The organism is uncultured Jannaschia sp. (assembly GCF_947494025.1).
In the GTDB taxonomy this organism is placed as follows: domain Bacteria; phylum Pseudomonadota; class Alphaproteobacteria; order Rhodobacterales; family Rhodobacteraceae; genus Jannaschia.
Map to the genome: position 1 here is coordinate 625,258 of NZ_CANLTQ010000001.1, position 18,601 is coordinate 643,858.

The 18,601-nt window shown below is 69.6% G+C and carries 17 protein-coding genes; 10 read left to right on the plus strand and 7 right to left on the minus strand.

The window, feature by feature from the left end; all coding sequences use genetic code 11:
• Nucleotides 1–8 precede the first annotated feature (8 nt).
• A complete protein-coding gene (locus tag Q1B08_RS03130) occupies nt 9–1,013 on the minus strand; it encodes an RluA family pseudouridine synthase (protein WP_299814531.1) in 1,005 nt (334 codons plus the stop codon).
• Between Q1B08_RS03130 and Q1B08_RS03135 the strand changes: the two genes are divergently transcribed.
• From Q1B08_RS03135 to phbB, 5 genes are all read left to right on the plus strand, one after another.
• A complete protein-coding gene (locus Q1B08_RS03135; protein ID WP_299814915.1) occupies nt 1,012–1,290 on the plus strand; it encodes a DUF6476 family protein in 279 nt (92 codons plus the stop codon). The two genes, Q1B08_RS03130 and Q1B08_RS03135, sit on opposite strands and share 2 nt — an antisense overlap.
• A gap of 149 nt (nt 1,291–1,439) precedes the next feature.
• Nucleotides 1,440–2,273: an EAL domain-containing protein gene (locus Q1B08_RS03140; RefSeq protein WP_299814533.1), complete on the plus strand. Its 834-nt coding sequence runs from the start codon at nt 1,440–1,442 to the stop codon at nt 2,271–2,273.
• Nucleotides 2,274–2,440: 167 nt separating this feature from the next.
• A complete protein-coding gene (locus Q1B08_RS03145; protein ID WP_299814536.1) occupies nt 2,441–3,616 on the plus strand; it encodes an acetyl-CoA C-acetyltransferase in 1,176 nt (391 codons plus the stop codon).
• A gap of 38 nt (nt 3,617–3,654) precedes the next feature.
• The gene (locus tag Q1B08_RS03150) at nt 3,655–4,506 is read left to right on the plus strand and encodes a patatin-like phospholipase family protein (protein ID WP_299814539.1); all 852 of its coding nucleotides are present in this window, start codon (nt 3,655–3,657) and stop codon (nt 4,504–4,506) included.
• Between the two features lie 17 nt (nt 4,507–4,523).
• On the plus strand, nt 4,524–5,249 hold the full coding sequence (gene phbB, locus Q1B08_RS03155) for an acetoacetyl-CoA reductase (protein ID WP_299814542.1): 726 nt from the start codon (nt 4,524–4,526) through the stop codon (nt 5,247–5,249).
• Between the two features lie 91 nt (nt 5,250–5,340).
• Here the strand turns inward: phbB and Q1B08_RS03160 are convergent, their stop codons facing one another.
• Both Q1B08_RS03160 and Q1B08_RS03165 read right to left on the minus strand, forming a co-directional pair.
• Nucleotides 5,341–5,514 (minus strand): DUF465 domain-containing protein, encoded by a 174-nt coding sequence (locus Q1B08_RS03160; RefSeq protein ID WP_299814545.1) that lies wholly within the window; start codon nt 5,512–5,514, stop codon nt 5,341–5,343.
• A gap of 133 nt (nt 5,515–5,647) precedes the next feature.
• On the minus strand, nt 5,648–5,863 hold the full coding sequence (locus tag Q1B08_RS03165; RefSeq protein WP_299814548.1) for a DUF2007 domain-containing protein: 216 nt from the start codon (nt 5,861–5,863) through the stop codon (nt 5,648–5,650).
• A 66-nt stretch (nt 5,864–5,929) separates the two neighbouring features.
• Here Q1B08_RS03165 and Q1B08_RS03170 point away from each other — a divergent pair, with 66 nt between their 5' ends.
• A complete protein-coding gene (locus tag Q1B08_RS03170; RefSeq protein ID WP_299814551.1) occupies nt 5,930–6,922 on the plus strand; it encodes a polyprenyl synthetase family protein in 993 nt (330 codons plus the stop codon).
• A 4-nt stretch (nt 6,923–6,926) separates the two neighbouring features.
• Here the strand turns inward: Q1B08_RS03170 and Q1B08_RS03175 are convergent, their stop codons facing one another.
• The 3 genes from Q1B08_RS03175 to Q1B08_RS03185 all read right to left on the minus strand — a co-directional run bounded on the left by Q1B08_RS03175 (nt 6,927) and on the right by Q1B08_RS03185 (nt 11,144).
• Entirely contained in the window at nt 6,927–7,721 is a 795-nt protein-coding gene (locus Q1B08_RS03175) for a 4-(cytidine 5'-diphospho)-2-C-methyl-D-erythritol kinase (protein WP_299814554.1), read from the minus strand.
• A 1-nt stretch (nt 7,722) separates the two neighbouring features.
• Complete coding sequence (locus Q1B08_RS03180; RefSeq protein WP_299814557.1) at nt 7,723–9,405, minus strand: tetratricopeptide repeat protein; 1,683 nt, start codon at nt 9,403–9,405, stop codon at nt 7,723–7,725.
• A 92-nt stretch (nt 9,406–9,497) separates the two neighbouring features.
• Entirely contained in the window at nt 9,498–11,144 is a 1,647-nt protein-coding gene (locus Q1B08_RS03185) for an electron transfer flavoprotein-ubiquinone oxidoreductase (RefSeq protein WP_299814560.1), read from the minus strand.
• Between the two features lie 212 nt (nt 11,145–11,356).
• On the opposite strand from Q1B08_RS03185, the gene lysA reads away from it, so the two are divergent.
• Entirely contained in the window at nt 11,357–12,631 is a 1,275-nt protein-coding gene (lysA, locus tag Q1B08_RS03190; RefSeq protein WP_299814562.1) for a diaminopimelate decarboxylase, read from the plus strand.
• A gap of 33 nt (nt 12,632–12,664) precedes the next feature.
• Nucleotides 12,665–15,184 carry a TIGR02302 family protein gene (locus tag Q1B08_RS03195; protein ID WP_299814565.1) on the plus strand — a complete coding sequence of 840 codons (2,520 nt, stop codon included), beginning with the start codon at nt 12,665–12,667 and terminating at the stop codon, nt 15,182–15,184.
• A 70-nt stretch (nt 15,185–15,254) separates the two neighbouring features.
• On the opposite strand, the gene Q1B08_RS03200 is transcribed toward Q1B08_RS03195, so the two are convergent.
• Nucleotides 15,255–16,160, minus strand: a complete 906-nt coding sequence (locus Q1B08_RS03200) for a zinc-ribbon domain-containing protein (protein ID WP_299814568.1) — start codon at nt 16,158–16,160, stop codon at nt 15,255–15,257.
• Between the two features lie 149 nt (nt 16,161–16,309).
• Here Q1B08_RS03200 and Q1B08_RS03205 point away from each other — a divergent pair, with 149 nt between their 5' ends.
• A complete protein-coding gene (locus Q1B08_RS03205) occupies nt 16,310–17,095 on the plus strand; it encodes a lysophospholipid acyltransferase family protein (RefSeq protein ID WP_299814571.1) in 786 nt (261 codons plus the stop codon).
• A gap of 17 nt (nt 17,096–17,112) precedes the next feature.
• On the plus strand, nt 17,113–18,567 hold the full coding sequence (locus Q1B08_RS03210; protein ID WP_299814574.1) for a cobyric acid synthase: 1,455 nt from the start codon (nt 17,113–17,115) through the stop codon (nt 18,565–18,567).
• The last annotated feature ends 34 nt before the right edge of the window (nt 18,568–18,601 follow it).

Here is an 18,601-nt window from a genome sequence, read left to right on the forward strand (position 1 = left end):
GCACGAGATTACGCTGCAAGCGCGGCCAGCAAAGCCTCCATATCATCGGGCATCGGCGATTCGAATCGCGTGGTGTCGCCGGAAATCGGGTGGACGAACCCCAGCGTGGCCGCGTGGAGCGCCTGTCGCGGGAACGCTTCCACGGCATGCGCCGCTGGATGGCCGCGCGGCAGCCGCCGGTGACCGCCATAGACGGGGTCGCCGATCAGGGCGTGGCCGACATGGGCCAGATGCACGCGGATCTGATGCGTCCGCCCGGTCTCCAACCGGCATTCGAGAAGCGCGGCGCGCTCCATCGAACACAGGACGCGGGCGCGCGTCACCGCATGGCGCCCACCGTCCCAGGTCACCGCCTGCCGCTGCCGGTCGGTCCGGTGCCGCGCGAGCCGGGTCGTGATCTTCAGCGTGTCGCCCGCTTCCCAGCTGACGCCCCGCGTGCCCCGCAGGCGCGGATCGCCGGCCTCGGGAACGCCGTGGCAAATGGCGAGGTATCGCCGCTCGACGCTGTGCGTCTCGAATTGCGCGGCCAGCCCGTGATGCGCCGCGTCGGACTTGGCGACGACCAGAAGTCCGCTCGTGTCCTTGTCGATCCGATGCACGATCCCGGGCCGACGTTCGCCCCCCACGCCCGACAGATCGCCGCCGAAATGATGAAGCAGCGCGTTGACCAGCGTCCCACCGGGGCTGCCCGGCGCGGGATGGACGACCATGCCGGCGGGCTTGTCGATGACGATGAGGTCTGCGTCCTCGTGCAGGATGCGCAGGGGGATCGCCTCGGGCCGCGTTTCGGGGTCGTCCGCGACGGGGATCCGGACCTCGATCGCGTCGCCCGGGCTTACCCGGTCGCGGGCGGAGGCCGGCATGCCGTTCACGGTCACGACCCCGTCAGCGAGGAGGCGGGCGAGCCGCGAACGGCTCAGATGCGCCTCGGCTGGCACGTCGCGCGCGATTGCCTTATCGAGGCGCGGCGGCGGATCGGCCGCGATGGCGAAGGTGACGATCGTGTCTGACATGAACCCCCCGGAGCCGCCGAACCTGCGGTTTCTCAGGCTTCTCGTCACGATCCTGACGGCGGTGATGATCGCGGGGTTGATAACCGTCGTCGCGCTCCTTGTCACGCGCCTGCCCGGTGCGACGGTTCAGGTGCCGGAGGCGCTCGACATGCCTGGCGACGCGTCGATCCTCGCGGTGACGCAGGCGCCCGGTTTCTGGCTCGTGACGACGACGGACGGCCGCGCCCTCCTGTTCGGGCCGGACGGATCGTTCCGGCGCGAGATCGCGATCGAGTGAGCCTCCGGATCGGACGCGTCCCGATCCCGTCACCTTTGAACGGCCTTGTCGGCAAAAGCGCCGCGTATTCCGCGGGCGGCCGCGGGGGCGTTTAACGGCGCCGTAACGTCGGTCATGCGACCTGCCGGACCGTTCCCGGAGGTAGAGCCATGCCGCAATCCGTTGTTTCCGAGCCCGGTCTGGAAGACCCGCTGACCTTCGCCGTCCGCGAGCGGGACAAGTCCACCCTGCAGATGGTGCGCGAGGCGCTCGAGGACAGCAACGTCCTGCTCGCCTACCAGCCGGTGATCGGCGCGGCGAACGGCAAGCCCGCCTTCTACGAGGGGCTGATCCGCGTGCTCGACGAAAAGGACCGGATCATCCCGGCGGGGCAGTTCATGGACGTCGTCGAGACGCAGGAGCTCGGCCGCGAGATTGATTGCGCCACCCTGCGCTGCGGCCTCGGCGCGCTGGCCCGGACCCCGGACCTGCGCCTGTCGATCAACATGTCGGCGCGTTCGATCGGCTACCCGAAATGGCTCCAGACCCTGAAGCGGTGGCTTAAAGAGGACGAGACCGTTTCAGAGCGGCTGATCCTCGAGATGAACGAGGGATCGGTCATGCAGGTGCCCGAACTGGTCAAGACGTTCATGAACGAGCTGCAGCCGAAGGGGATCACCTTCGCCCTCGACAATTTCGGGGCGGGCCAGACCTCGTTCCGGCACCTCAAGGAGTTCTGCTTCGACGTCATCAAGATCGATCGATGCTTCGTACGCGATTGCGATACCGATGCCGACAACCAGTGCATCCTCGGCGCGCTTATTTCCATCGGCGAGCAGTTCGACATGTTCACCGTCGCCGAGGCGGTCGAAACGCAGGCCGAGGCGGCGTTCCTCGTCAATGCGGGGATCGACTGCATGCAGGGCTATTACTACGGCGCGCCCGAGGTGAAGCCCGCCTGGCTGCCGCCGGTGAAGGCGCGCCGCGCGGGGCAGGCCGGCTGAAGCCACCCGCGGGGCGCCGGGACGGGCGGCGCTTTCGGCACGTCTCCGCCATCTTCGCTGTTTACCCTTTCCACCCGCTCGCGCTAGGCAGGACGGGATCGCCGCACGGGCGCAGGTTGGGGAGGCCCGTTCCGCGCACCGGCGGCACCCGTGAAAGGATGTCTGCCATGACCAATGTCGTGATCGCCTCGGCCGCCCGCACCCCCGTCGGTTCGTTCCTCGGCGCCTTCGCCAACACCCCCGCCCACGAGCTCGGCGCCGCCGTGATCGAGGAGGTCGTCGCCCGCGCCGGCGTCGACAAGTCCGAGGTGTCGGAAACCATCCTGGGTCAGGTCCTGACCGCCGCGCAGGGCCAGAACCCGGCGCGGCAGGCGCATATCCTGGCCGGCCTGCCCGAGGAATCCGCCGCCTGGGGCATCAACCAGGTCTGCGGCTCGGGCCTCAAGGCCGTCGCGCTCGGCGCCCAGCATATCCAACTCGGCGACGCCGCGATCATCGTCGCGGGCGGGCAGGAAAGCATGTCGCTCGCCCCGCACGCCCAGACCATCCGTCAGGGCCAGAAGATGGGCAACATGAAGCTCGTCGACACGATGATCACCGACGGCCTCTGGGACGCGTTCAACGACTACCACATGGGCAGCACCGCCGAGAACGTCGCCGAGAAGTGGCAGATCAGCCGCGATCAGCAGGACGAGTTCGCCGTCGCGAGCCAGAACAAGGCCGAGGCCGCCCAGAAGGACGGCCGCTTCAAGGACGAGATCGTGGGCTTCACCGTCAAGACCCGCAAGGGCGAGACGGTGGTGGATCAGGACGAATACATCCGCCACGGCGCGAACATGGAGGCGATGCAGAAACTGCGCCCGGCCTTCAGCAAGGACGGCTCGGTCACGGCCGCGAACGCCTCCGGCCTCAACGACGGGGCGGCCGCCACGCTCCTGATGTCGGTCGAGGAGGCGGAGAAACGTGGCATCGAGCCGCTCGCCCGCATCGTGAGCTACGCGACCGCCGGGCTCGACCCGAAGGTGATGGGCGTGGGTCCGATCTACGCATCGCGCCGGGCGCTCGACAAGGCGGGCTGGAAGGTCGACGACCTCGACCTCGTCGAGGCCAACGAGGCTTTCGCCGCGCAGGCCTGCGCCGTGAACAAGGACATGGGCTGGGACCCGTCGATCGTGAACGTGAACGGCGGCGCCATCGCCATCGGCCACCCGATCGGCGCCTCGGGCGCCCGCGTGCTCAACACGCTGCTCTTCGAGATGAAGCGTCGCGGCGCGAAGAAGGGTCTCGCCACGCTCTGCATCGGCGGCGGCATGGGCGTCGCCATGTGCGTCGAGCGTCCCTGATCCGACGGAGGGACCGGGCGCGCGCCCGGTCCGTGCACATGTCCGACGCGTCCCTCCCCTTCGAGCAGGTCGTCTTCTCCGGCGGCGGCCTGCGGTGTTTCTGGCACGGCGGCTGGATGGCGGCGGTGAAGGAGAGCTTCACCCTCAAGCCCGCCCGGGTCACCGGCAGTTCGGGCGGGGCGCTTTCGGCGGCGGTCTGGCTCGCCGACCGGGAGAAGGCGCTGCTCGAGCGCTTCACACGCGCGTTGCACGGGCAGGCCGCGAACGTCGCGCTGGACGACCTGGACGACGATCACGGCCTGACCCCCCATCAGCGGATATACGAATCCATCGTCTCCGACGTGATCGATCGGGACGCCCGGGACCGCATCGCCGACGGACCCGCCTTCCAGATCTCGGTCTCCACGCCCGGCGGCGCGGCGGCGCCGGTCCTGCGGGCGCTCGCCAGCGGGGCGATCTACGAGGTCGAACAGATGTTCGCGCCGATCCCGCGCCCCCGCCTGTCGGCCATTACCGGCATGGAGAAGCGTCTGATCGACGCGAACCGGGCGGCGCGCGACGGCACGCTCGTCGATCTCATCCGCATGGCCGCCACGGTTCCCCCGGCCTTCCGTCCCGACGAATGGGAGGGCGAGTCCGTCTTCGACGGGGGAATGGTCGACAAGGCGCCCCTGCCCCATCCCGACCGCGGCCCGACGCTCGTCCTCCTGACGAAGCGGTTCCACGCGTTGCCCAACGACGAGGACGGCCGCATCACCTATGTCGAACCGACCGAGGATGTGTTGCCGGGCGCCAAGCTCGACTTCACCGATCCCGACCTGCCCGCCCGCGCCTGGACGCAGGGACGCGAGGACGGCCTCGCCTGGCGCGACGCTTACACCCGGATCTGATAGAGGAGGAGAACATCATGTCCCGTATCGCAATCGTCACAGGCGGCTCTCGCGGCATCGGCGCCGCCGTGAGCCGAGCCCTGCAGGAGGCCGGCTGCACGGTGGCCGCGACCTACGCCGGCAACGACGAGAAGGCCCAGGCCTTCACCGAGGAGACCGGCATCCGGACCTACAAGTGGAACGTCGCCGACTATGCCGCCTGCAAGGACGGCGTCGCGCAGGTGACGGCCGATCTCGGACCCGTCGAGATCCTCGTCAACAATGCCGGGATCACCCGCGACGCCCCGTTCCACAAGATGACGCCGGAGCAATGGTCCGAGGTCATCGACACGAACCTTTCGGGTGTCTTCAACATGACCCACAACGTCTGGACCGGAATGCGCGAGCGCAAGTTCGGGCGCATCGTCACGATCAGCTCGATCAACGGACAGAAGGGCCAGTTCGCACAGGCCAACTATGCCGCCGCCAAGGCCGGCGACATCGGCTTCACCAAGGCGCTCGCCCAGGAGGGGGCGCGGGCCGGGATCACCGTGAACGTGGTCGCGCCGGGCTACATCAACACCGAGATGATGAGCACGATTCCCGACAAGGTCATGAACGAAGTGATCCTGCCGCAGATTCCCGTGGGCCGATTGGGCGAACCCGAGGAGATCGCCCGCGCCGTCGCGTTCCTCACCTCCGATCAGGCGGGCTTCATCACCGGCTCGACGCTTTCGGCCAACGGCGGACAATACCTGCACTGAATCGAGCGGTCGCCTTGTCGGCGCCCGGAAAACGCGGAAGGCCCGCCCAAGGGGCGGGCCTTCCCTTCCATCGGACCGTTCCTTCGTCGCCTTAATGCGCCATCGCGTTCAGCTTCGCGATCTCCTGCTTGATCGCGAGTTTTCGCTTCTTCATCTCCGTCAGAGCGACGCTGTCGACAGCCGGGCTTCGGGCTTCCGCCTCCACCTGCTGGGAAAGGATCTCATGCTTCTTCTGCAGCGCCGAGAGGTGTGACGTGAGCGACATGGCATTCTCCTGGGATTGGATACTCGAACAGCACCACAGGATCCGTGGCGCTGTCATCACAAATCCCTGAGACCGGCGGAATGTTGCAGAATTTTTGAATAAACTTAATGAAAAATGCGTGAGTAGACTGATTTCAGGCGGAAACCGAAACGCCGTTGTCCCGCATGACCGCCCGCGCAACGAACAGATCCCGCCCGGCCACCATCATCCGGCGAGGCAGGATTCCGATCGACCCTTCGAGAACCGATATGTTCGCGTCGAGCACGAAGCAGTCGATCCCCTCCCCTTCGAGCAACGCCGACGCGAAGGCGAGGATCGTCGGATCGTTGGTGCGCAGCAGTTCCTTCATCGCGCGACAGCTAGGCACGGCACACGGGCTTGTCGAGCCTTGCGGGATTCGCCATTGGAGGGGTCGATGGCAGACGATATCCATCTCAACCCGCTCGAGCGGCTTTCTGCACGCCTCGCCGACGATCTGGCCGGCGTGGACCGGCTGATCCGTGTGCGCATGGCGTCGGAGAACGCGCCCCGCATCCCGGAGGTCACCGCCCATCTGGTCGGGGCGGGGGGCAAGCGGGTGCGGCCGCTTCTGACCCTCGCGGCGGCGCGGCTTTGCGGTTACGGGGGCGACGATCACGTCAAGCTCGCCGCGACGGTCGAGTTCATTCATACCGCCACCCTCCTGCACGACGACGTGGTCGACGAGAGCGCGCAGCGCCGGGGCCGGCCGACCGCGAACCTGCTCTGGGACAACCAGTCGAGCGTGCTTGTCGGCGACTATCTCTTCGCACGCAGCTTTCAGCTCATGGTCGAGACAGGGAGCCTGCGCGTCCTCGACATCCTGTCGGGTGCGGCCGCGACGATCGCGGAGGGCGAAGTGCTGCAGCTTTCGGCGGCGCGCAATCTCGAGACGACCGAGGCGACCTATCTGACGGTCGTGCGTGGCAAGACCGCCGCCCTGTTCGAGGCGGCCTGCGAGGTCGGCGGCGTCCTGGCCGGTGCGACGGAAACCGAGGTCCGGGCACTCGCGGCCTATGGCGACGCGCTCGGCATCGCGTTCCAGATCCTCGACGACTGGCTCGATTACGGCGGTGCGGGCGAGGGAACGGGCAAGAATCTCGGCGACGATTTCCGCGAGGGCAAGCTGACGCTCCCCGTGATCCGTGCCCTGCCGCTGGCCGACGAGGCGGAGCGCGCTTTCTGGCGTGACGCGATCGAGCGTGGCCGATCGGACGATTTTGCTCGCGCGCAGGCCATCGTCGAGAGACATGGCACGCTGGAGGCGACGCGTCTCGAAGCGTTGACGTGGCGCGACCGCGCGAAGGACGCGCTGGCGGCACTGCCCGATAGCGAACTGCGCGGAATGCTGGCCGACCTGGCCGATTTCGTGGTCGAGCGGGCAAGCTGACGCGTCAGCGCAGGGTACAGGCCCGCACCCACCATCCGTCGCGCTCCAGCGCCGCAGCGGCCGTGCCCGCCGCGGCCTGCGTGGAATAAAGGCCGAAGCACGTCGCGCCGGATCCGGACATCCGCGTCACCTGCGCCCCGGTTTCCCGGATCGCGTCGAGAACGCCGCCGATACCGGGGGCGACCCTCATCGCGGCGGTCTCCAGGTCGTTCCGCTGCGCCGCAAGCCAGCTCAGGGCGGCGTCCGTGTCCGAAAAGGGTGGCACCGCGCCATGCCCGGCATTCCCGACGTGATCGAGGGCACGAAAGACCGACGGGGTGGAGACCGCGAAGCACGGATTGACGAGCACCGCCGGCAGAGGTGGCAGGACGAGCGGAACGACATCCTCCCCCACCCCGCGCATCCGCGCCGCGCGCGCCGTCGCGCAGACGGGCACGTCCGCCCCGAGCGACAGGAGATCGGCGATCAAGAGCGTGGCGCCGGCCAGCGACAGGACGGTCGCCGCATCCGAGGAGCCGCCACCGAGACCCGCCGGATGCGGCAGGCGCTTCTCCAGCGTCACCGCCCGCCGCAGACCGCCCAGTTGCAGGGCGCGGCGGATCAGGTTGCCGTCGTCGGTGGGCACGCCCGCCGCGAAGGGTCCGGTCACCACGAGCCCGTCGCCCGCCGCCACCGTGACGAGGTCGCCGATATCGGCGAACGCCACCAGACTGTCGAGAAGATGGTAGCCGTCCGCACGGCGGCCGGTGACATGCAGCGTCAGGTTGACCTTCGCGGGCGCCAGTCCCCGGACCGGCACGTCAATCCCGGGCGGCCTCGACGGCATCCGCACGGCCTTCTTCCTCGACGACCCGGTCCAGACCGACCTCCAGCTTGCGCCGGATACGGTCGACCTCCTCCTCGGGATCGAGGCTCAGGGCCCGGCGCCACTGAAACTCCGCCTCGCGCTTGCGGTCCACGACCCAAAGCACGTCGCCGAGATGATCGTTGATCAACGGATCGAGCGGTTCCAGCATGGCCGCGCGTTCCATTGGCTCCACCGCCTCATCGAACCGGCCGAGCCGGTACAGGGCCCAGCCGAGCGAGTCCGTGATGTAGCCATCGTTCGGCCGCGCCTCCACGGCCTGCTCGATCAGCGTCAGCGCCTCGTCGAGATCGGTCCGCTGCTCCACCAGACCGTAGCCGAGATAGTTGAGCACGTTCGGCTGCTCGGGGTTGAGTTCGAGGGCGCGGCGGAAGTCCGCCTCCGCCGCATCCCAGCCACCCAACTGCTCGCGTGCCGTGCCTCGGGCGAAGAACAGGAACCAGTTCTCCGAGGCGTCGCCGCCATCGAGCTCGATCGCCCGGTCGTAGGCCGCGACCGCGTCGGCGGGCCGCTCGACGCGGCGGAGGGCGTCGGCATAGGCCGACCAGACCTCCTTCCGATCCGCGTTCGAGCGTGAAAGCGCGCGGAGCACCTCGATCGCCGCATCCTCCTGATCGGAGGCGAGCAGGATGTCGGCCCGCGCGATCTCCGCTCCGAAGAAGGCCGGGTCGTCGCGCGGCACACCGGTCAGGACCGACGCGGCCAGATCGTGCTGGCCCTGGCTCTCGAGCAGTTCCGCCGTCAGGATCAGCGCGTCGGATTCGTTCGGCCGCAGCGCGGTCGCGGCGCGGGCGTTCAGAAGCGTGAAGGTCGTCGACGAGTCCTCAGCCAGCAAGAGTGCCAGCGTGAAATATGCCGCCGCCAAGCCCTCGCGGGGCGAGGTCACGACGTCGTAGGCCACGTCCTCCTCCGCCTCGATCCGCGCCTGCAGGTCCTGCAGCACCGGCGCGTTCGCCGCATCGTTCGCCTGTTCGAGAAGGTCGAGCGCGTCCGCCTGCCGGTCGAGCTGCACCAGAACCTGCGCGTGCGCCTCGATCACCCGCACGTTCGCCGGCAGGGGCCCACGCGCGCGCCCCGACAGGATCTCGTCGGCCCCCTCGAAGTCGCCCGCCATGGCCAGCGCGTAGGCCTTCTGCGTCCAGGCGAAGGGTGCGAAGCTCTCGGTCTCCGCAAGCGTGTCGAACTGCGCCAGGCCGGCCGTCGTCTCGCCCGCCGCGATCGCGATCCATGCGCGGAGAAGCCCGTCGAGCAGCGCACCGCCGACCCCCTCCTCCTGATCAAGCAGGGTTTGCGCGTCGTCGAAACGCTCCTCCAGAAGCGCCTGCACCAGCTTCGCACCGGATGCGAACTGGCTGCGCTGGTCCAGCGCCTCGAGATCCTCGGCGATCTCCGCCGCTTCGCCGAACTCGCCGAGAACGGAATTGATGATGATCGCGTTCTCGAGCGCCTGCGCGTTGCTGTCGTCGCGCCGGATCAACTGCGCGTAATACTCGCTCGCCGCGACGTAGTCGTTCGTGAAGCCGGCGATCCGCGCCGCGAGATACGGCCCGGCCACACCCTGCGCCTGCGCGCCGAACGGCACGAGGATTGCGGCGGACAGAAGAAGCGGACGAAGCATGAGGCGGACTCCCGAAACGCGGTTCCACGGAAGCTAGGGCGCGCCGCCCGTGGATGCAACGACGGCCCCGCCGCCGCCGCCGCGGGATCCGGTCACATGTTCGGGTAGTTCGGCCCGTCGCCGCCCTGCGGCGGGGTCCAGACGATGTTCTGCGCCGGATCCTTGATGTCGCAGGTCTTGCAGTGGACGCAGTTCTGGAAGTTGATCACGAAGCGCGCGTCGTCCCCCTCGCCCACGAACTCGTAGACCCCGGCCGGGCAGTAGCGGCTGCTCGGCCCGGCATAAGTCCCGAGGTCGACCGCCACCGGCACGTCCGGGTCCTTCAGCTTCAGGTGCGACGGCTGGCTCTCCTCGTGGTTGGTGAAGGAGAAGGCGACGTTGGTGAGCCGGTCGAAGCTCAGCTTGCCGTCGGGCTTGGGATAGTCGATCGGCTTGTGCTTCGCGGCGGGCTCCGTGCTTTCCGCGTCGGACTTGCCATGCTTGTGGGTGTAGAAGGACCGCCCGAGGACGTTGTTCATCCACATCGACGCGCCGCCCACGGCCATCGACGCGGCGAGGCCGTAATTCGACCAGAGCGGCTTCACGTTGCGCACCCGCTTCAGGTCGCGACCGATCGGCCCGGTCCGCACCTCGGTGTCGTACTCCTCCAGCACATCTCCCGACCGCCCGGCGCCGATCGCCGCATGCGCGGCTTCCGCCGCCGCCTTGCCCGAGAGCATGGCGTTGTGATTGCCCTTGATGCGCGGCACATTGACCATGCCCGCCGCGCACCCGAGCAGCACGCCCCCGGGGAACGCCGTCTTCGGCAGCGACTGCCACCCCCCCTCGGAGATCGCCCGCGCCCCGTAAGCCACGCGCTTGCCGCCCTCCAGAAGCTCGGCCACCATCGGATGGTGCTTGAACTGCTGGAACGAGAGGTAGGGGTTCACGTAGGGGTTCCGGTAGTTCAGGTGGACGACGAACCCGACATAGACCTGATTGTTGTCGAGGTGGTAGATGAACGACCCGCCCCCGGCATTTCGCCCCAGCGGCCAGCCCATCGTGTGCACGACCCGGCCCGGCCGGTGCTTCGCCGGGTCGATCTCCCAGATCTCCTTCATGCCGAGCCCGTATTTCTGCGGCTCCGCATCGGCGTCGAGGCCGAAGCGTGCGATCGCCTGCTTCGAGAGTGACCCGCGCACACCCTCGCCCAGCATCACGTACTTGCCGTTGAGCTCCATCCCCGGCTCGTAGCCCGGCCCCGGCGTGCCGTCGGACGCGCGGCCGAACTCGCCGGCCACGACGCCCTTCACCCGGTCGCCGTCCCAGACGAGCTCGGTGCAGGACATGCCGGGGAAGATCTCGACGCCGAGCGCCTCGGCCTCTTCCGCCATCCAGCGGCAGACGTTGCCGAGCGACACGACGTAGTTGCCGTGATTGTTCATCAGGGGCGGCATCGCCAGATTCGGCACCCGGACCTTCCCCTCGTGTCCCAGCACGTAGAAGTTGTCCGAGCTTACCGGCACGTCGAGCGGCGCGCCCTTCGCCTTCCAGTCCGGGATCAGCGCGTCGAGCCCCACCGGGTCGAGCACGGCGCCCGACAGGATATGCGCGCCGACTTCCGAACCCTTCTCGAGCACGACCACCGACAGATCGGCGTCGAGCTGTTTCAGCCGTATCGCCGCCGATAGCCCCGCCGGTCCCGCGCCGACGATCACGACGTCGTAATCCATCGCTTCGCGTTCGATCTGCTCGGCCATCGCCCGTTCTCCCGTTCTTCGGTCGAAAACGGGTATGGGGATCGTCCCGGCATGCGTCAATCGCGTCGCCACATCATGTCGCGGGAGCCGCGCCCCTTCTTCCCGGCCGAAGACACGCCCGCCGCCCCCCCGCCGTTCCCACCGGGCGGGACATTGGCTAAGACGGCGCAACCGAACGACAGGAACCCGCCCCTATTCCGGAGCGTCCGCCGATGGACCACTTCCTTTACCGCGACGGCATGCTTCACGCCGAGGACGTGCCCCTTTCCGAGATCGCCGCCGCCGTCGGCACGCCGGTCTACGTCTATTCGACCGCGACGCTCCTGCGGCACTACCGGCTCTTCGACGAGGCGCTGGCCTGGGGGCCGCATCTCGTCTGCTACGCCGTGAAGGCGGCGAGCAACGTGGCGATCCTGAAGCTGCTCGGGGATGCCGGCGCCGGCATGGACGTCGTGTCGGAGGGCGAATACCGCCGCGCACGGGCCGCGGGCGTGCCGGGCGAACGCATCGTGTTCTCGGGCGTCGGCAAGACGGAGGCCGAGATGCGCCACGTCCTCGCGGACGGCGTGCGGCAGATCAATCTCGAGAGCGAGCCGGAAATGCGTCTCCTCTCCCGCGTCGCTTCGGAGATGGGGGTGGAGGTTCCCGTGACCGTGCGCGTCAATCCGGACGTGGACGCGAAAACCCACGAAAAGATCGCGACGGGGCGCGCCGAGAACAAGTTCGGGATCCCCATCGGCCGCGCGCGTGAGGTCTATGCCGAGATCGCCCGCCTGCCCGGCCTGCGTGCCGTCGGCATCGACGTCCATATCGGCAGCCAGCTGACCGATCTCGACCCGTTCCGGCAGGCCTACCGCAAGGTCGCCGGACTGACCGAGGCCTTGCGCGCGGAGGGCCACGACATCGTCCGGCTCGATCTCGGCGGCGGCCTCGGCATCCCCTATGCCCGTTCCAACCTCGCCCCGCCGGTCCCGCAGGAATACGGCGCCGTGATCCGCGAGGAGGTCGGCCATCTCGGCTGCGAGATCGAGATCGAGCCGGGCCGCCTGATCGCGGGCAATGCCGGCCTGCTCCTCGCCTCCACGATCTACGTGAAGGAAGGCGAGGGCCGGGACTTCCTGATCCTCGACGCGGCGATGAACGACCTGATCCGCCCGGCCATGTATGGTGCTCATCACGACATCGTGACGGTTGTCCAGCCCGAGCCCGGCGTGGGGACGCACCCCTACGACATCGTCGGCCCCGTCTGCGAGACGGGGGACACTTTCGCACGGGCGCGCGAAATGCCGCAGATCAAGGCGCGCGACCTCGTCGCGTTCCGCAGCGCGGGGGCCTACGGCGCGGTTATGGCCAGCGAATACAACGCCCGCCCGCTCGTGCCGGAGGTCCTCGTGCAAGGCTCCGATTGGGCCGTGATCCGTCCGCGACCGAGCTACGAGGAGATGATTTCGCGCGAGGCCATTCCCCAGTGGCTTCCGGACGGCTAGATTGATGCGACGACCACCGGCGGAGGCTCACCCGTGGCCGAAGATCTGCGACCCGTTCAACGTCAGCTCCGACTGACCCGCCTCGGCCTTTGGGCCGAACGCATCACCCATGCCTTCTGGCCCGCCTGGACGGCGGCGACGCTCGCGGCGGCGGTCTGGACTTCGGGCCTCGTCCCCGACCTGTGGGAATTCAGCCTGATCGCGGCGCTTGTCCTGGCCGCGCTCGTGCTCGTCATCCTGGGCCTGCGCGGCTTCCGCGCGCCCACCGCCGAGGAGGCCCGCGCCCGGCTCGACGCCACGCTGCCCGGCCGGCCGCTGTCGACGCTCGCCGACCGCATGGCGGTGGGCGGCAGCGATGCCGGCGCTTCCGCGGTCTGGTCGGCGCACCGGGCCCGCATGGCGGCGCGTCTCACCGGGGCGAGGGCGGTGGCGCCAGACCTGCGCGTCGCGCGGCGCGATCCCTACGCGCTGCGCTACATGGCGATCCTCCTGCTCGCCCTCGCGGTCGGTTTCGGCACCCTGTGGCGGGCGCCGGTCCTGCCGGACCTGCCCGGTGTCGGCGGGCAGGTCGCGACAGGCCCCGCCTGGGAGGGCTGGCTCGAGCCGCCGCGCCATACCGGATTGCCGACGCTCTATCTGAACGACATTGAGCCGGGCGAGGTCACCGCGCCGGAGGGGACGCGCGTGACCTTGCGTCTTTACGGCGAGGCCGGGGCGCTAGGGGTGTCGGAAACGGTCTCGGGGCGCAGCATGACGCAACCGAGCGAGCCGCTGCAGGAATTCACCGTCGCGCAGTCGGGAACGATCGCGATCGACGGCCCCGACGATGCGCCGGTCTGGACGCTGACGGCGACGCCGGATGCCCCGCCGGAAATCGCGCTCGACGGCGCGGTCGCGTTCGAACATCCCGACGTCACCACCCTGCCCTGGCGTGCCTCGGACGATTACGGCGTGACCGGAGCCGATGTGACCATCGCGCTCGACCCCGGCGCCCCCGATCTGGAACACGGGCTCGCCGCCGCGCCCGAGCCGCGCCAGCCGCTGACGCTCGAGATGTCGCTGCCCATCGCCGGGGACCGGACCGGCTTCGCCGAGACCTTCCGTGGCGAGCTCGCGAAGCACCCGCTGGCCGGCCTGCCGGTCGAGGTCACGCTGCGGGCGCGGGACGGCGCCGGGCAGGTCGGAAAGGCGGTCGCGGCGATGATCCTCCCCGCCCGGCCGTTCTACAGCCCCGTCGCCGCCGCCCTGATCGAGCAGCGCCGCGACCTGCTCTGGACGCGCGAGAACCGCGCCCGCGCGGCGCGCCTCCTGCGCGCGATCACGTGGCGCGCAGACGGCGCGTGGGACAATCCGAGCGCCTATCTCATCGTCCGCATGGCGATCCGCCGCCTCGACAGGGGCGAGCTCACCGTCGAGGCGCGGGACGAGATCGCGGAGATGCTGTGGCAGGCCGCCCTGCGCATCGAGGAGAACTCGCTCGATTCCGCGCTCGAGCGGCTGCGGCAGGCGCAGGACCGGCTGTCCGAGGCCATCCGTCAGGGCGCCGGCCCCGAGGAGATCGAGCGCCTGATGGCCGAGATGCGACAGGCGATGGACGACTACACCCGGCAGCTCGCCCAGCCGGGGCAGCAAGGCGAGCAGGGACAGCAGCAGGCGCGGGGCGAGATGCAGGAGGTCACGCCCGACATGCTCGACCAGATGATGCAGCGGATCGAGGAGCTGATGCAGCAGGGCCGCACCGCCGAGGCGCAGGAGCTTCTGCGACAGCTGCAGGAGATGATGGAGAACATGCAGGTCGCCCAGGGCCAAGGTCAGGGCGAAGGGGGTCAGGGTCAGGGGGAACAGGCGATGGACCAGCTTCGCGAACAGCTGCGCGAACAGCAGGACCTGTCGGACGAGGCCTTCCGCGAGTTGCAGGAGCAGTTCGGCTCGAACGGCCAGCCGGGCCGGCAGGGTCAGGGTGAACCCGGTCAGGGGCAGCCGGGGCAGCCGGGCGGCGACCAGCAGGCCGAGGAGCCCGGCGCGAATGGCGAACAGGGCGACGCACCCGATGCCCGCTCGCTGGCCGAACGGCAGCGCGCGCTCGGCGAAGGGCTCGAGACGCTGCGCGACGGCCTGCCCGGCGCGGGCACGGAAGCCGGCGACGCGGCGCGCGAGGCCCTCCGCCGGGCTGAGGATGCGATGGAGGATGCCGAGCGCGATCTGACCCAGGACAACCTCGGCGGCGCGCTCGACGACCAGGCGCAGGCGATGGACGCCCTGCGCGACGGGATGCAGGAACTCGGTCGCGCGATGGCCGGCGAGCGGCAGGAAGACCCCGGCGAGGGCCGGGGACAGGGGGGGACGCGGAACGGCCAAGCCACGGACCGCGATCCGCTCGGCCGAAGGTCCGGCGAGGGCGGGCAGCTCGGCACCGACGAAAGCTTCCTGACGGGCCCCGAGGCGGCCCGCCGCGCGCAGGACCTGATGGACGAAATCCGCCGCCGCTCCGGCGAACGCGAACGCCCGCAAGTGGAACTCGACTACCTGCGCCGTCTGCTCGAGCGATTCTAAGCCGCCAGGCAGGCCAGCGGCGGATCATTCATCCGGTGTCCGCCGTGAAAGGCCTTCGGCCTGCACCGGCTCACGTTTCCGACAGGATCCGTTCGGTCAGCGCCTCCACCCAGTCCGCGAGGGCCGCCCGCTTCGTATCGATCCAGGCGGCGTAATCCGCAAGCGGGCCGGATGCGGCCGGAAGCGCCGCGGCGATGTCCTCGGCGAAAGCATAGGCGAGCACGAACAGGCCGACGACGGCGCAGGCCGCAAGGAAACCGCCCCAGAATCCGGTCGATCCGCCGGCGGTGCCGGCGTCGCCCTCGTCGCGCGCGGCATTTGCATCCGCAGTGTCCGGACGCAGCGACGAGTTGATCTCCTCGATATCCGGCAGGAGCTCGCGCCGCATGATGCGGGGCGGCTCGGCGTCGGGCCGGGGGGCGCGTGGCGGTTCCGGCCGAACCTTCGGAGCCGGCCCGCCGCCCTCCCGCGCCCGTGCGCGCTCGGCCGCGGCGGCCATGCGGCGCCGTTCCGCGGCCGCCCGCTCGCGCGCCGCGTCCACCGCGGGGGCGGTCGGCTCGGCCACCGGTCGCGTCGGGCCTTCGCCCGTCCGGCGAAGCTGCGTCTCGTGGTCGCGCTCCTCCCGCAGGACCCGCAAGATCGCCTCGTTGGACGAAGGACGCGCCACCGGGGGCGGCATCTCGCCCCCGCGCTCCGCCGCATCTTCTTCCGGCGGATCCTCGTCCTCGAATGCGTCCGCGTCTTCGGGCTGATCCTCGTCCTCCGCGCCGTCGTCGGAATAGGCCCCGACATCCGGGTCTTCGGTTTCCGCGTCGCGCGACCGGGCGGCCCCGACGGCAACGGTGCGCGCGATCGGGGCGCCGTCCTGATACCACGTCCGCCCGCAATTGGAGCATTGCACCTCCCGGCCGTTCGACGGGATCAGATCGTCGGCAATCTCGTATTGGACGCTGCAATTGGGGCAGATGATGTGCATTGGGGACCTCGAGCGTTGCGCCAACGCGCCTCATCGGCTCCGTCGTGTCAACCCTGACCGCCCGTCGGGATGTCGCGCCGTCGCTTCCACGCGGCTTCGGCGCGAACTCGGTCTTTCGCGCATCCCGCCGCTTCGCGTAAGGGAAGCGGATGCAGCTGATCCGCTCCCTCGTCTTCAACCTCGCGATCTACGTCTGGATGGCAATCCTCGGAATCGTCTACGCGCCTTGGGCGATCGTCTCGCCGAGGGGCGCGCGGGCGGCCTGCGACGCCTATGCCCGCCATGTCCGCCGGATGCTGCACCACATCGTCGGCCTGCGCACCGAAGTCCGCGGCACCCCCCCCGAAGGCGCCGTCCTCGTGGCCGCGAAGCATCAGAGCTTCCTCGACATCCTCGTCCTGTGGGACGCGCTGTCCCGCGGCTTCTTCGTGATGAAGTCGATCCTGCGCTACGCGCCGGTCCTGGGCCAGTACGCGATCCGCCTGGGCTGCATCCCCGTCCATCGCGGCAAGCGGGCCGAGGCGATCAAGCGCATGCTGGTCGACGTGACCTCCGGGCGGCGGGAACGCGGCCAGCTCCTGATCTATCCCCAGGGCACGCGCGTCGCCCCCGGGGTGATCGCGCCCTACAAGATCGGCACCTTCGTCCTCTACGAGCAGCTCGGCCAGCCCTGCGTGCCGGTCGCGACGAATGTCGGGCTGTTCTGGCCCAAGCGGGGCGTGCTGCGGAAGCGCGGCCTGGCCGTTGTCGAGTTTCTGGAGCCGATCCCGCCGGGACTGAACCGCACAACCTTCATGCGCACGCTGGAGGAGCGGATCGAACGCGCCTCGAACCGGCTGATGGAAGAAGCGGGCTTTCCCGTCGCGAAAGCGCCCCAGACCCTCGGTGATCCGGCCGCGACGGCGGCGCGCGACGTCGCCCGCTCCGATACCTGACCGGCCGGACGTCGCGAGTGACGCGCGCGGTGATGATTCAGGGCGCGGGCTCCAACGTGGGCAAGTCGATGCTCGTTGCGGGTCTTTGCCGCCACTTCGCCCGGCAGGGCCTGCGCGTCCGTCCCTTCAAGCCCCAGAACATGTCGAACAACGCCGCCGTCACCGCCGACGGGGGGGAGATCGGCCGGGCGCAGGCGTTGCAGGCGCTGGCCTGCGGGGTGGAGCCGCGGGTGGACATGAACCCTGTCCTCCTGAAGCCCGAGACCGAGATCGGCGCGCAGGTCGTGGTGCAGGGCCAGCGGCTCGCGACGGTGCGGGCGCGGGACTACGCCAAGCTCAAGCCGCGCCTTCTGGAGGCTTGTCTCGCGAGCTTCCGGCGCTTGTCGGAGGATTGCGACCTCGTGATCGTGGAGGGGGCCGGCTCCCCGGCGGAGATCAACCTGCGCGCGGGCGACATCGCGAACATGGGCTTCGCCGGGGCGGCGGATCTGCCGGTGATCCTCGCCGGCGACATCGACCGCGGCGGCGTCATCGCGCAGCTCGTCGGCACGCAGGCGGTCCTGGCCCCCGGCGACGCCGCCCGGATCGAGGGATTCCTCGTCAACAAGTTCCGCGGCGACGCGACGCTCTTCGCGGACGGCATGCGGGAGATCACCGTGCGGACCGGCTGGACCGGACTCGGTATCGTGCCGTGGTTCGAGGAGGCGTGGCGCCTGCCGGCGGAGGACGTGCTGGACATCCGCTCCCGCCCCCGCGACGGCGCGTTCCGCATCGCGGTGCCCCAGCTGGGCCGGATCGCCAATTTCGACGACCTCGATCCGCTTTCCGCCGATCCCGCCCTTTCGGTGGAGATCGTCCCGCCCGGCCGCGCCCTGCCCGTCGCCGACCTGATCCTGATCCCCGGATCGAAATCGACCATCGCGGATCTCGCAGCGTTCCGCGCGAACGGCTGGGACATCGACCTCACGGCGCATCACCGGCGCGGCGGTCACGTGCTGGGCATCTGCGGCGGCTACCAGATGCTCGGACGTAGCCTGTCGGATCCGGACGGCATCGAGGGGCCGCCCGCCACGGTCTTGGGGCTGGGCCTGCTCGACGTGGACACGGCGCTTGCCCCGAAGAAGCACCTTGCGCGGGTCGCCGCCCGCGATGTGGCGAGCGGCGCCGACCTCGTCGGCTACGAGATCCATATGGGGCAGACCGCCGGCCCCGACACGGCGCGCGGCTGGCTCGAGGTCGAGGGCGAACGGGTGGGCGCCTCGAGCCCGGACGGACGGGTGCGGGGCTGCTACCTCCACGGGCTCTTCGCCGGCGACGCGTTCCGCGCAGCCTTTCTTGCCCGACTGGGCGCCCCGATGCGCGCAACCGATTACGGCGCCGGGGTCGAGGCCACGCTCGACCGGCTGGCCGACCACCTCGCCCGCTCGCTCGACATGGACAGGATCGAGCGGATTGCACGCGTTATCCGATAGCGCCGGGGCGTTGTTGCCGTATGGGGGCGGGCGA